This is a genomic window from Clostridium swellfunianum, from assembly GCF_023656515.1.
In the GTDB taxonomy this organism is placed as follows: Bacteria; Bacillota; Clostridia; order Clostridiales; family Clostridiaceae; genus Clostridium_AT; species Clostridium_AT swellfunianum.
The window spans coordinates 3,996,778-4,008,935 of sequence record NZ_JAMOFV010000006.1 but is presented as its reverse complement, the minus strand read 5'-3'; the positions used below and the strand labels follow the sequence as shown (position 1 = coordinate 4,008,935).

Sequence of the window (12,158 nt, the reverse complement as noted above, 5' to 3'; positions counted from 1 at the left end):
CTTGAGAAAAGTCAAAGTTTTAGTTGTAGATGATTCTGCTTTAATGAGAAAAATAATATCAGATATGATAAATTCGGAAGAGGATATGCAGGCTGTAGATATTGCAAGAAATGGACAAGATATGTTTGATAAGATTTCAAAACATAATCCAGATGTAGTGACTTTAGATGTGGAAATGCCTGTAATGGACGGAATATCTGCGTTAAGAGAAATTAAAAAAAGGAATCTTAACACACAGGTTATCATGTTAAGCAGCGTATCTGTAAAAGGAACAGCACTAACAATGGAATGCCTTGAAGCTGGGGCTTTTGATTTTGTGTCAAAGCCGTCAGGAGCAATATCCTTAGATATAAATAAAGTTAAAGACGAGTTAATTGAGAAAATAAGACTAGCTTATAATAAAGACAATTTGGCGTCGGTTGAAATAGAAAGAGTAAAACCTGTTAGAAAAAGCTTAACTAATAAAATAGAAGCTGTAGTGATAGGTGCATCTACAGGTGGGCCTAAAGCGCTCTATTCAGTTATTACAGCACTTCCAGAAAAGCTAGGAGTTCCTGTATTTATTGTACAGCATATGCCAGTGGGATTTACTAAAGCTTTTGCTGACAGACTGAATTCAAATAGTAAAATAAAAGTAGTTGAGGCTTCTGAGGGTGATTTTGTAGAGAAGGATGTAGTCTACATAGCCCCAGGCGGCTATCATATGGAAGTTCAGAGCGATAAAAAAATACATTTAAATACTGAGCCAGCAATATGGGGAGTTAGACCAGCTGTGGATAAGCTTTTTATATCAGCTTCCAAGGTCTATGGTTCTCACCTTTTAAGTATTGTACTAACTGGTATGGGCAAAGATGGAGCACAGGGTACAGTTGAGATAAAGAAAAATGGTGGAATTACAATTTCAGAGGATAAATCAACTTGTACAATATATGGTATGCCTAAGGCAGCTTACGAAACAGGAATGATAGATTTGATAGTACCAATACATGAGGTCTCTGCACAGATAATAAGATTAGTTGGGGGAAGATAATTTTGCCTATGGATTTAGCATACTTTGAGCAATGGGTATTAAAAGAATTTAATATAAATTTGTCAGCTTATAAATCTAATCAGCTTCATAGAAGAATACTAAGTTTAATGTCAAGAGTTGGAGCCAACACAATAGAAGATTATATTGCCCTTCTTAAAAAAGATCCAGCTCAAAGGCAAAAGTTTTTGGACTTTATAACTATTAATGTAACTGAATTCTTTCGAAATCCTGAAATATTTGAAGAGCTTAAAGATAAGCTGAAGAATGAATTGCTGCCTAAAAGCAACAGCTTGAAGGTATGGAGTGCTGCTTGTTCAATTGGAGCTGAACCATACTCTTTAGCCATGATACTGGATAGTTTAAATTCTTCAGGAAGACATAAGATTGTTGCAACAGATATAGATGCAACAATTCTTAACAAAGCTAGAGCTGGAGAATATGTTTATTCAGAAGTGAAGAATGTGAGGAAGGAACTATTAGATAAATACTTTAAAATATCAGGAGACAAATATATAATAGATTCTAGGATTAGAAGCATGGTAACTTTTAAAAAACATGACCTCATTCTTGAAAATTATGAAAAAGATTTTGATTTAATAGTATGCAGAAATGTTGTAATATATTTTAATCAAGATGTAAAAGATGAAATATACAGGAAATTCAGCGCATCTTTAAAAAAAGGTGGTCTGCTATTTGTAGGGGCTACGGAAAGCATATACAACTATAGGGATTATGGTTTTGATAAAGCATCTACGTTTATATATAGAAAGCTATAGTAAATAGAGGAGGAAGTTTATGGATACATCTCAATATCTCTCAATGTTCCTTGAGGAATCAATGGACAATCTTCAAAGCTTGAACGAGTGTCTACTTAATCTTGAACAAGAGCCAGGTAATGTGGACAAGTTAAATGAAATATTTAGAATAGCACATACTATAAAAGGTATGGCGGCTACAATGGGATTTAGTGTTATGGCGGAACTTACACATAAAATGGAGGACGTTTTAACAAAATTCCGAGAAGGGGAGCTAAAGGTTACTCAAAGAGTAGTGACTGTACTGTTTCAGTGTTTGGATACTCTTGAAGTTATGGTAAATAATATTTCTGAGGGAAACGATGGAATTGTTTCAATTGAAGAAATAATAAATAGCCTTGAAGCTATAGCAACTGGTGTGGAAGAAGATACAGTTCAAAAAACAGAGGTCAAGGAAGCTAATTCGCAGATAAACTTAAACGAATATGATTTAAATATAGTAAAACAAGCAGCTTATAAGGGATTCAGTGCTTATGAAATAAAGATAAGCTTAAGTGAAAATACTTTACTTAAATCAGCTAGAGCATTTTTAATCTTTAAGAGCTTGGAGGAGAATGGAGAAATAATAAAATCTGTTCCTTCTGCTGAGGATATAGAAAGTGAAAACTTTGAATTTGAAATAGGTCTTGTTTATTTAACAAACAAAACCAGTGAAGATATACATGAAAGCCTGATTAACATTTCTGAGGTTGAGAAAGTTTGCATTACTGCTTTAAATTCAGCTGAAATTCAAGATATTGATATTAAGCCAGCTGTTGTTCATAGTGAAGTTGAAGAAAATGCAGCAAAAGCTATAGTGCAGAATGCGAAAGAGGCTCAAAAAGTTAAGGAAACTCCTAAGGAAGCTGTTACGCATAAGAAAACTCACCAATCAGTTAGAGTTGACTTAGAGAGGCTTGATAAGTTCATGAATATGGTATCAGAACTTGTTATTCATAGAACTAGGCTGGAACAGATAAGCAGCAACCACAGACTTGTAGAACTTAATGAAACTCTTGAACAGGTAGCAAGAACTACCTCAGATCTTCAAGACCTTGTAATGAAGATAAGAATGATGCCGTTAGATGTTGTGTTTAACCGTTTCCCTAGAATGGTAAGAGATTTATCGGTAGAGCTTAATAAGGAAATAGAACTTGTAATTCAAGGGCAGGATACAGAACTTGATAGAACAGTTATAGATGAAATAGGCGAACCTCTTATACACTTAATAAGAAATGCAGCAGATCATGGAATTGAAAGCAAGGAAGACAGAATACTAAAAGGAAAAGACCCTGTTGGAAAGATAAAGCTTATTGCTTATCAGGAAGGCACTAAAGCAGTTATAAAAGTAGAAGATGACGGAAAGGGTCTTAGCTTAGATAAGATTAAGGCAAAAGCAGAAAAGCTTGGAATTAATACTGATGGAATGTCAGATGCTGATATTAGAAATCTTATATTTGTTCAAGGCTTCAGTACAAATGAAATTGTTACAGATATATCTGGCAGAGGCGTAGGGATGGATGTAGTTAAAACAAAGATATCAGCCCTTGGCGGAACTGTTGATGTTATTAGTGAAATTGACAAAGGAACCTCTTTTATTATAAGATTACCTTTGACACTTCAAATAATTCAGGCTCTACTAGTTAAGGTAGGTACTGAAACTATGGCTATTTCTCTTGGATATATAGATAGAGTAATAGACTACAAGGATGAGTTAGTAAAAAAGACAAATAATAAAGAGGTTATAATATATAACGGGAATGTTATTCCTTTAATAAGGGTAAATAAGAAGCTTAATATAGAGCCAGGTGAAAACCATAAGAACTACATAGTAATAGTTAAGGTTGGCGAAAAAGTAGTTGGTCTTCTTGTAGACTCATTATTTGGACAGAAGGAAATAGTTATCAAACCTCTTGGAAAAACACTTCAAGGTTTAAAAGAATATATCGGTGCAACAATCCTTGGAGATGGATTAGTAACTCTAATATTGGATGTTGCGGCTCTTATATAGAGGAGGCAGTTATGGGATATTTGAACTTAAGTCCAATTCAGCTGGATGCTCTAAAGGAAGTTGGAAATATTGGAGCAGGGAATGCTGCTACTGCACTTTCTCAACTAATCAATAAAAAGGTTGATATGACAGTACCAGCAGTTAATGTAGTTCCGTTTGAAACAATATTTTCAAGAATAGGCGGAGAAGACATAGTTATAGGTGTTGTGGTAAGAGTTCTTGGGGATACACCAGGTAATATACTCTTTATATTTGAAAGAGAAGGTGCTTTTAACCTTATTGAGACGCTTACAGGACAAAGAGAAGAGAATTTAAGCGAAATGGGTAATTCTGTTATATGCGAAATCGGGAACATTATTTCTAGTTCATTTATGAACGCTATAGCAAAGTTTACTAACCTTTTGATAATGCCTTCAGTACCAGCTGTAGCTTATGACATGCTGGGAGCAATACTATCCACAACATTTATAGAATCCGGGCAGTTTGACGACTCTGTATTAGATATTGAAACAATGTTCGTGGAAACAGACTCTAAGATAAGCGGGCATTTTTACTATATACCAATGCCTGGTTCACTAGAAAAAATATTAAGTGTATTAGGTGTTGAATAAAGATCAAAAGCAATAAATAGTTTAAAAAATAAAAGGCTTTACATGCACAAAAAGAAATATAAGGAGGATTTTCAATAATGGCTTCAAGAGTATTAATAGTTGATGATGCTGCATTTATGAGAATGATGATAAAGGATATATTAGAAAAGAACGGCTTCCAGGTAATTGGTGAAGCTAATAATGGTCTAAAGGCTGTAGAAATATATAAAAAGGAAAAACCAGATGTAGTAACAATGGATATTACTATGCCAGATATGGATGGAATAGAGGCAGTTAAAGCTATAAAAGCCTTTGATCCAGCAGCTAAAATTATAATGTGCAGTGCTATGGGTCAGCAGACAATGGTAATGGATGCTATTAGAGCGGGAGCAAAAGACTTTATCGTTAAGCCATTTCAGCCAGATAGAGTACTAGAAGCTATCAGAAAAGTATTAGGATAGCGGGGAGGATTTATTATGCAAGTAGTAATCTTCAATGTTGGAGACGAACAATTTGCAGTAGAAACTGTAAAGGTTCAAAGTATTAATGACACCATGGGAATTACCAAAGTTCCTAAAGCTCCTCAGCATATAAAAGGACTTATAAATCTTAGAGGAAATATTATTTCGTTATTAGATATCAATTTATTATTGGATATAGAAAAAAAAGAAGATGGACAGAATAACATTATTATTTTAGAGACAGAGGATGAATTGGTAGGTATTACCGTTGATCAGGTTGATGAGGTCTTAGATATCGATGAAGATATGATTGAAAAAGTAGAAAGCGATAGAAGAAAGGCTTTCATAAAAGGTGTAATTAATTTTAGCCATAGAATTGTTACATTAATAGACATAGATAGACTTCTATCAAATTAGAGTAGAAATGAGGGGAAAGTATGGCAGAAGTATTGTCTCAAAACGAAATAGATGCTCTCCTGTCTGCCTTATCCTCTGGTGAATTAAAACCAGAAGAGCTTCCAAAGGATGAAGAAAAGCAAAAGGTTAAGCCATATGACTTTAAGAGCCCTCAAAAGTTTTCTAAAGAGCATATAAGGACTTTAGAGCTTATTCATGATAATTATTCAAGAATAATATCGAATTATTTAACTGCTCAGGTTAGAAGCAATGTTAAAGTTAAAATAGAGTCAGTTGAGCAGATAACTTATGAGGAATTCATTCATTCTATAGCAAACCCTACAGTGCTTACCATTTTTAAAATGCCTCCTTTAAATGGGTCAATACTATTTGAAACTAATCCCCAATTTGTGTTTCAAATAATTGACGTACTGCTTGGAGGAACTGGTACTGGCAAATACAAGATGAGAGAGTTTACTGATATAGATAAGAATATAATAAAGCATGTAAATAAAGGTCTTATAAGCAGTATGAAGCTGGCATGGGAGGATGTACTGGAGGTACAACCTGAGATAGAGGGTCTTGAAACAAATCCTGCCCTTAACCAGACTCTAGCACCTACAGAGCCGGTAGCGCTTATAACTTTCTCTGTAGAAATGAATAAGAGCAATACTTTTATAAATATTTGCATACCTTATCTAAGTATTGAGAAGGTTCTCGACAGGCTTGTTGTTCAATATTGGTTCCAGGAAAATGATGAGGTAGTATTAAAAGAATCCAGAGAAAAGCTAAAAAATCGACTAAATATTGTTAATGTATCTCTTACAGCTGTTTTAGGCAGCACCAACATAACCATAGACGATTTTTTAAAGCTATCAGTTGGAGATGTTGTGACTTTAGATAATAAGAGCACAAGTCCGGTTGAACTTAAGGTTGAAGATAAGGCTTATTATTATGGAAAGCCGGGGGTTATAGGAAAAAACCTTGGAGTTCAAATAATAGATATTATAGACAAGGAGGTGGAAAACTATGAGTAGTGGATTTCTTTCACAAGAAGAAATAGACTCTTTATTAAATGGAGGAAGCTTAAGTACTGAACCACCACAGGAAGAACTTCTTTCAGATATAGAAAAGGATTTGCTAGGAGAGATAGGAAATATCTCTATGGGATCAGCTTCTACAGCTTTATCACAAATTATTGGACAGCAAGTTAATATAACTACTCCAGTAGTTAGTGTTACAACTTTAAATAAGCTAAAGGAAAATTTCGAAGTCCCCAATATAGCTTTAGAAGTAATGTATACTTCTGGAATCACCGGAGAAAATCTTTTAGTAATGAAAATTACAGACGCTGCAATCATAGCTAATCTCATGATGGGTGGAGACGGAAAAATAGAAATGAATGAGTTGTCTGAGATAGAAGAAAGTGCAGTTTCAGAAGCAATGAATCAGATGATAGGCTCTGCAGCTACCTCAATGGCTACTATGTTTGCCAGAGAGGTGAATATATCTCCGCCTCATTCAAAGGTTTGGAGAGATTCCACCAACAACTTTACAGAAGCTATAGATGAGGATGAAAATATTATCCAGGTATCTTTTAAGATTACTATTGGAGAACTTGTAGACAGTACTATTATGCAGCTTCTTCCTATGGAGACAGCTAAAAAGATTGTGTCTATAATGATGGGAACAGAGTCAAACGATACAGCTAAGCCTCAAATTGAGGAAAAGCCGATACAAACTACTTATGAAGCTCCAGCACATACCTATAAGGAGCCTGAACAGGCAAGGCGTTCAGAACCTGCTGTAGAAATTAACAGAGCAGCTTTTCAGCCCTTGAGAGAAAGCAGCGTATCTTCTGCACCTAAAAACATTGACTTGATTTTAGATGTTCCATTAGAAATATCTGTTGTGCTTGGCAGAACTAAAAAGAGTATAAAAGATATTTTAAATCTTGGAACAGGTTCCCTTATTGAACTTGATAAGTTGGCAGAAGAACCGGTAGAAATTTTAGTAAATGGAAAAATTGTTGCCTTTGGAGAGGTTGTTGTAGTAGATGAAAACTTTGGTGTTAGAATCAGCAGCATAGTAAGCGGGGCAGAAAGAGTTAAGTCATTATCTAAATAAAATTTTTGAGGAAATAAAGTATTTGCTTTATTTCTTTTTTTTCCTCTAAATTTTTTTAAATAATGTACGATAATTAATTAGCATAATGTGAAAGAATATTATTTAGGAGTGATATATATGAAAATAAATGGAGCTTCCGTAAATAAGGTTGTTAACTTATATAGTTTTAATAAAAAACTAACGGAGAAAACTACGGTAAATACCAATAAAGACACTATAGAGATTTCAAGTCTTGGTAAAAGCCTGAGCTCCTATTCTGTGGAGGAAGGCTTTGAAAACTCTGCTGAGAAGATTGAAAAACTTAAGAAGGAAGTTTCTCAAGGAACGTACAAGGCTGATTCTAAACTTGTTGCAAAGAAAATGCTTGATAATATTAAAGGGAGAGGGATTTAACCTTGAAAATAGAATTAAATAGCATTATTGTTGATGAAATAGCCTCAGTAAATAAGCTTTTAGAAGCGCTTGAAAATCAACATAGCTGCTTGATAAAGAGCGATGCAATAACTCTTGAAAGCTGTGTAAAAGAAATCGAAGAGTGCAATAGAGGCATAGCAGCTCTGGAAATGAAAAGAAGACAGCTTACAAATGGAAGAGCTATGAGCGAAATAATTGAGGAAATTGGAGATAGAGAATTAGAAGATAATTTTAGAAGTATAAAAAGGCTTCTAGAGGAGACTAAACTTCAAAAGGATACAAATGATCTTTTAATTAAGCAGGGCTTAGGCTATACTAATAGAATTTTAGCCATTTTGAATCCTTCTAGAGCTCCAAAAACTTATAATTCTTACGGGAAAGTATCGAAGTAAACATATAAATATAAGAATATATAAATATAAGAATTTAAGAATATATGAGGTGGATAGATGTCGGGGTTATTTTCAATATTTAATGTGGCAAATAGAGGCATGTCAACCCAACAAAGGGCTATAAATGTAACATCACATAATATAGCCAATGCAAATACAGCTGGTTACTCGAGACAAAGGGCGGCTATAGAAACTACAAGACCATTTGGTATGCCTTCCTTGAACAATACAGCAGAGCCAGGGCAAATGGGAACAGGTTCTCAGGTTTCTGTTATTGAAAGAGTAAGAGACAGCTTTTTAGACTATCAGGTTAGGAACGAGACAAGTACCTACGGAGAATTTGCTGCCAGAGATAAATTTCTAAGCGAAGTTGAAGGTATATTTAATGAGCCAAGCGATACAGGAATTTCAACCTTAATAGGAAAGTTTTTTGACTCTTGGCACGTTCTTGCAGGTAATGCTCAAAGCTCAAATGCAAGAACAATTGTAATTCAGCAAGGGGCAGCGTTGGCTGATACTTTAAACCATACTTCAACCCAGCTCAACAAGCTAAAGGAAAATGTTCAGCAAACAATATCAAATACAGTATTTGAGGTTAATGACATATTAGATCAGATAGGTCAGCTTAATCAGCAGATTATAGGTGTTAAAGTAGCTGGACAAATGCCAAATGATTTAATGGACAGAAGAGACTTGCTATTAGACGAGCTTAGTACGAAATTTAATATAAAAATAGATAAAAAGAATTTTGAGGGAATAGACGTAGAACCGTCCTTTCCCAAAGGTGAAAATGGAATAGACGATGCTTTTATAATAAAGGATTCACCAAATCATAAAGTAAAAAGGTTGTCTTATGTAGACAGCGTAAGTGAGCCGGAGCTTTCAGGCAGCACTGATAAGGATGGAAATGCTTTATATAATGTAAAGATTACCTATTACAAGCTTGGAAGTAAATTAAGCGAATCCAACAAGGTTGAAATGGAGCTTAAGGATTTAAACGCAGAAGACCTTAAAAATCTTCAAGATGGAAGACTTATATGGACAGATTCAAAAGGTGAAAAACTAGATATAGATACAAGCAAAGAAACTTATGGAGGCTTAATATTTAAAGCTCCAGGTGGAGAACTTGAAGGCTATAGAACCGTACAAACAGATATAAACAACTATATAGATCAAATAGACAAAATTGCCAAGGCATTGGCGTTTTCTGTTAACACCATTGTTACTGGTAATACAACCCCAACTGATGGCGAAATAGCTTTCTTTGTAAATAGTGAGAAAGGCAAATCAGAAAGTGAAATAACTGCAGCAAGTATAACTGTTAACAAGAAGCTTATAGATGATGTAATGCTGCTTCAGGCGGGATTTGATAAGGATGCAGGTCCTTCTGATAATACAAGAGCCTTAGCAGTAGGACAGCTTAGAAACTTGAACATGAATATTCAAAAAATCACTACTAACTTAGAGCTTTCTGATGGCGGCAAAAAATATATAACTTCAAGAAGCGAAATGTTTAGCAATTCAGAGCCTTATGAGAATAACTATTTTAAGCAGGATGCTGTAAATAAAACAATAGTTATTAAGCCGGCGGATAAAGGAATGAAAATTGATAATTATTTTAAGGACGTTATAGACAGGCTAGGGGTTCAGGGCGGAGAAGCAAAAAGAATGGTTAAAAATCAGGAAACGCTTCTTCAAAGTTTCACACAAACCAGAGAATCTATTTCAGGAGTTTCGATAGACGAGGAAATGGCTAACCTTATTCAATATCAGCATGCATATCAAGCAAATGCTAAAATCATATCAACAGTAGACGAACTTCTTGATGTAGTAATTAACGGATTAAGGCGATAAAAGGTATAAAGAATACAAGGAGGGAAAATATGCGTGTAACAAATAAAATGCTGTCTAACAGCTTTCTATCAGACATGAGGAACAATCTTGGGAATCTGCAGACACTTCAGCAGCAGATGACTTCTGGAAAGGAAATAAGAAGGCCCTCAGATGATCCTGCAAAGGTTGCCAGGGCTATGCAGCTTCATACAGATATAAATGCAAACAATCAGTACAAGGAAAATATAAGCGATACCTTAAACTGGCTTGATACTACTGATACTGCGTTAGGCCAAACAGGTGAGGTTCTTCAAAGAATAAGAGAGCTATTAGTATCAGGTGGAAATGCAGCTTATGGAAGTGACGAAAGAAGATCCATAAAAGATGAAATAAACCAAAAAATAGATGAGTTTGCTCAAATCTTAAATACAAGCTTTGACGGAAAATATGTATTTGGTGGAAGCAGAGGTACTGCTAAACCTATGGCTGCTTCTAAAAATACCGATAAGAATATGGTGTTGGAGTACAACAGCACTGATGCTACGGAACTTAATCAAATGAGTAAAAAACTGCTAGTAGAAATATCACCAGGGGTTACAATGGAATACAATGTTACTGCTAGCGAGGTAGTGGAATTTAAAAATGAAAAAGGCGACGCTAAGGACATAAAAACTATATTTAGCAATATAGTAAACCATTTAGGAGATGCAGATGGTACTGCAGAGCTTACAGGCGGCGACCTGCAGGATATAACCGATGCTGTAAACAACCTTTTAAAGGTTAGAGCAGAGGTAGGAGCAAAGCAGAACAGAATGGAAAGCGCAGAAGCTAAGAACGAAGATGAGAGCTTTAATATGACAGATATACTATCTCGTACTGAAGATATAGATATAACTCAAAAGACTATGGAATATGCTACTTTGCAAACAGTGTACATGGCTTCGCTGCAAACTAGTGCAAGAGTGCTTCAGCCAACACTTTTGGATTATTTAAGATAGGTTAAAGTCCTAATAGGAGGATTAAACTAACATGAAACTAAATACAAAATATCATGGTGTAAGAGAATATGAGGAAAAGGATATAATAACCTTTAAAAAGGGATTGCCAGGCTTTGAGAGCTTAAAGAAATTTATACTGTTTCCTGTAGAGGAGAATGAGCTTTTCAGCGTAGTGCAGTCAATAGAGGATGAAAGTATAGGACTTGTAGTAATATCTCCTTTCTCAGTTGTTAAGGATTATGAATTCAAGCTTGTAGAGGAAAAGCAAGAACAGCTTGCAATAGAATCACCAGAGGATGTGCTTGTATTAAACACTGTCACATTAAGTACTAAGTTGGAAAGTATTACTGCTAATCTAAAAGCACCAATAATAATTAATATTAAGCAGAGACTAGGGGAACAAATAATACTGGATAACGATAAATACAAAATAAAGCAGCCTATATTTAACTAGCCAGTGTGTGTGCTGGAAGGAGGATTATATGCTTGTCATAACTAGAAAAAAGGGAGAATCTATTCTTATAGGCGACGATGTAGAAATAACTGTTGTTAAGCTAGATGACGGCTCTGTTAAGCTCTCTATAGATGCTCCTAAAAATGTGACTATATTAAGAAAAGAGCTTTATAAGGAAGTAACAGAAGAAAATAAGAACGCTGTGATTTTTGATAGCTTAATGCTTAAAAATATAAAAAAGTAGTGATGGGGTGCATGCTATATGGAGATTAATGGAATAGGCCAAGGGTTACAAATCAACATGGAAGCAAATAAGAGTGTTGATAAATCATCGCAGACTAGCAGTGTAAGGGCTTCAGAAAAAGTAAATGTAGACGATAATAAAAATATTGGAAGCAAGGAAATTAGCGATAAGGAGCTTAGAAATGCAGTTGACAAGCTTAATAAGTTCCTTGAAGACAGTAAGACACACGCTGAGTATCAATATCATGACAAGCTTAAAAATGACTTAATGATTAAGATTGTGGATGATAAAACTGGAGAAGTAATTCATGAGGTGCCTCCAAAGAAAATTTTGGACATGGTTGCTAAAATGCTTGAAATGGTAGGAGTTCTTATAGATAAAAGGGCGTAAAAGCAATATATAGGAGGTTAGTCT

General features: G+C 34.8%; 15 protein-coding genes. All 15 read left to right on the top strand.

Going from position 1 to position 12,158, the window contains the following annotated elements; translation table 11 throughout:
* Position 1 precedes the first annotated feature (1 nt).
* The 15 genes from NBE98_RS19070 to NBE98_RS19000 all read left to right on the top strand — a co-directional run bounded on the left by NBE98_RS19070 (position 2) and on the right by NBE98_RS19000 (position 12,134).
* Positions 2 to 1,030 carry a protein-glutamate methylesterase/protein-glutamine glutaminase gene (locus NBE98_RS19070; RefSeq protein WP_250816598.1) on the top strand — a complete coding sequence of 343 codons (1,029 nt, stop codon included), beginning with the start codon at positions 2 to 4 and terminating at the stop codon, positions 1,028 to 1,030.
* 8 nt (positions 1,031 to 1,038) lie between these two features.
* Entirely contained in the window at positions 1,039 to 1,806 is a 768-nt protein-coding gene (locus tag NBE98_RS19065) for a CheR family methyltransferase (RefSeq protein ID WP_250817627.1), read from the top strand.
* 19 nt (positions 1,807 to 1,825) lie between these two features.
* Positions 1,826 to 3,835 (top strand): chemotaxis protein CheA, encoded by a 2,010-nt coding sequence (locus tag NBE98_RS19060; RefSeq protein WP_250816597.1) that lies wholly within the window; start codon positions 1,826 to 1,828, stop codon positions 3,833 to 3,835.
* Positions 3,836 to 3,846: 11 nt separating this feature from the next.
* Positions 3,847 to 4,446, top strand: a complete 600-nt coding sequence (locus NBE98_RS19055; RefSeq protein WP_250816596.1) for a chemotaxis protein CheC — start codon at positions 3,847 to 3,849, stop codon at positions 4,444 to 4,446.
* Positions 4,447 to 4,523: 77 nt separating this feature from the next.
* On the top strand, positions 4,524 to 4,886 hold the full coding sequence (locus NBE98_RS19050) for a response regulator (RefSeq protein WP_250816595.1): 363 nt from the start codon (positions 4,524 to 4,526) through the stop codon (positions 4,884 to 4,886).
* Between the two features lie 15 nt (positions 4,887 to 4,901).
* Positions 4,902 to 5,303 carry a chemotaxis protein CheW gene (locus NBE98_RS19045; protein ID WP_250816594.1) on the top strand — a complete coding sequence of 134 codons (402 nt, stop codon included), beginning with the start codon at positions 4,902 to 4,904 and terminating at the stop codon, positions 5,301 to 5,303.
* Positions 5,304 to 5,323: 20 nt separating this feature from the next.
* The gene (fliM, locus tag NBE98_RS19040; protein ID WP_250816593.1) at positions 5,324 to 6,319 is read left to right on the top strand and encodes a flagellar motor switch protein FliM; all 996 of its coding nucleotides are present in this window, start codon (positions 5,324 to 5,326) and stop codon (positions 6,317 to 6,319) included.
* Entirely contained in the window at positions 6,312 to 7,409 is a 1,098-nt protein-coding gene (gene fliY / locus NBE98_RS19035) for a flagellar motor switch phosphatase FliY (RefSeq protein ID WP_250816592.1), read from the top strand. Before fliM ends, fliY begins: the two co-directional genes overlap by 8 nt.
* Positions 7,410 to 7,526: 117 nt before the next feature.
* Positions 7,527 to 7,802 (top strand): flagellar biosynthesis anti-sigma factor FlgM, encoded by a 276-nt coding sequence (flgM, locus tag NBE98_RS19030; protein ID WP_250816591.1) that lies wholly within the window; start codon positions 7,527 to 7,529, stop codon positions 7,800 to 7,802.
* 2 nt (positions 7,803 to 7,804) lie between these two features.
* Entirely contained in the window at positions 7,805 to 8,215 is a 411-nt protein-coding gene (locus NBE98_RS19025; RefSeq protein WP_250816590.1) for a flagellar protein FlgN, read from the top strand.
* Positions 8,216 to 8,272: 57 nt separating this feature from the next.
* The gene (gene flgK, locus NBE98_RS19020) at positions 8,273 to 10,069 is read left to right on the top strand and encodes a flagellar hook-associated protein FlgK (RefSeq protein WP_250816589.1); all 1,797 of its coding nucleotides are present in this window, start codon (positions 8,273 to 8,275) and stop codon (positions 10,067 to 10,069) included.
* A 29-nt stretch (positions 10,070 to 10,098) separates the two neighbouring features.
* On the top strand, positions 10,099 to 11,046 hold the full coding sequence (gene flgL / locus NBE98_RS19015; protein ID WP_250816588.1) for a flagellar hook-associated protein FlgL: 948 nt from the start codon (positions 10,099 to 10,101) through the stop codon (positions 11,044 to 11,046).
* Positions 11,047 to 11,077: 31 nt separating this feature from the next.
* Positions 11,078 to 11,500: a flagellar assembly protein FliW gene (gene fliW, locus NBE98_RS19010; RefSeq protein ID WP_250816587.1), complete on the top strand. Its 423-nt coding sequence runs from the start codon at positions 11,078 to 11,080 to the stop codon at positions 11,498 to 11,500.
* 28 nt (positions 11,501 to 11,528) lie between these two features.
* On the top strand, positions 11,529 to 11,744 hold the full coding sequence (gene csrA, locus NBE98_RS19005) for a carbon storage regulator CsrA (protein ID WP_250816586.1): 216 nt from the start codon (positions 11,529 to 11,531) through the stop codon (positions 11,742 to 11,744).
* 18 nt (positions 11,745 to 11,762) lie between these two features.
* Positions 11,763 to 12,134 (top strand): flagellar protein FlaG, encoded by a 372-nt coding sequence (locus NBE98_RS19000; protein WP_250816585.1) that lies wholly within the window; start codon positions 11,763 to 11,765, stop codon positions 12,132 to 12,134.
* Positions 12,135 to 12,158 lie beyond the last annotated feature (24 nt).

Excerpts from the sequence above, each read along its gene's own strand:
- csrA (WP_250816586.1), top strand. The coding sequence starts at position 11,529 with ATGCTTGTCATAACTAGAAAAAAGGGAGAATCTATTCTTATAGGCGAC.
- NBE98_RS19060 (WP_250816597.1), top strand. The coding sequence starts at position 1,826 with ATGGATACATCTCAATATCTCTCAATGTTCCTTGAGGAATCAATGGAC.
- fliM (WP_250816593.1), top strand. The coding sequence starts at position 5,324 with ATGGCAGAAGTATTGTCTCAAAACGAAATAGATGCTCTCCTGTCTGCC.
- fliY (WP_250816592.1), top strand. The coding sequence starts at position 6,312 with ATGAGTAGTGGATTTCTTTCACAAGAAGAAATAGACTCTTTATTAAAT.
- flgM (WP_250816591.1), top strand. The coding sequence starts at position 7,527 with ATGAAAATAAATGGAGCTTCCGTAAATAAGGTTGTTAACTTATATAGT.
- fliW (WP_250816587.1), top strand. The coding sequence starts at position 11,078 with ATGAAACTAAATACAAAATATCATGGTGTAAGAGAATATGAGGAAAAG.
- NBE98_RS19000 (WP_250816585.1), top strand. The coding sequence starts at position 11,763 with ATGGAGATTAATGGAATAGGCCAAGGGTTACAAATCAACATGGAAGCA.
- flgK (WP_250816589.1), top strand. The coding sequence starts at position 8,273 with ATGTCGGGGTTATTTTCAATATTTAATGTGGCAAATAGAGGCATGTCA.
- NBE98_RS19045 (WP_250816594.1), top strand. The coding sequence starts at position 4,902 with ATGCAAGTAGTAATCTTCAATGTTGGAGACGAACAATTTGCAGTAGAA.
- NBE98_RS19065 (WP_250817627.1), top strand. The coding sequence starts at position 1,039 with ATGGATTTAGCATACTTTGAGCAATGGGTATTAAAAGAATTTAATATA.
- NBE98_RS19055 (WP_250816596.1), top strand. The coding sequence starts at position 3,847 with ATGGGATATTTGAACTTAAGTCCAATTCAGCTGGATGCTCTAAAGGAA.
- NBE98_RS19050 (WP_250816595.1), top strand. The coding sequence starts at position 4,524 with ATGGCTTCAAGAGTATTAATAGTTGATGATGCTGCATTTATGAGAATG.
- flgL (WP_250816588.1), top strand. The coding sequence starts at position 10,099 with ATGCGTGTAACAAATAAAATGCTGTCTAACAGCTTTCTATCAGACATG.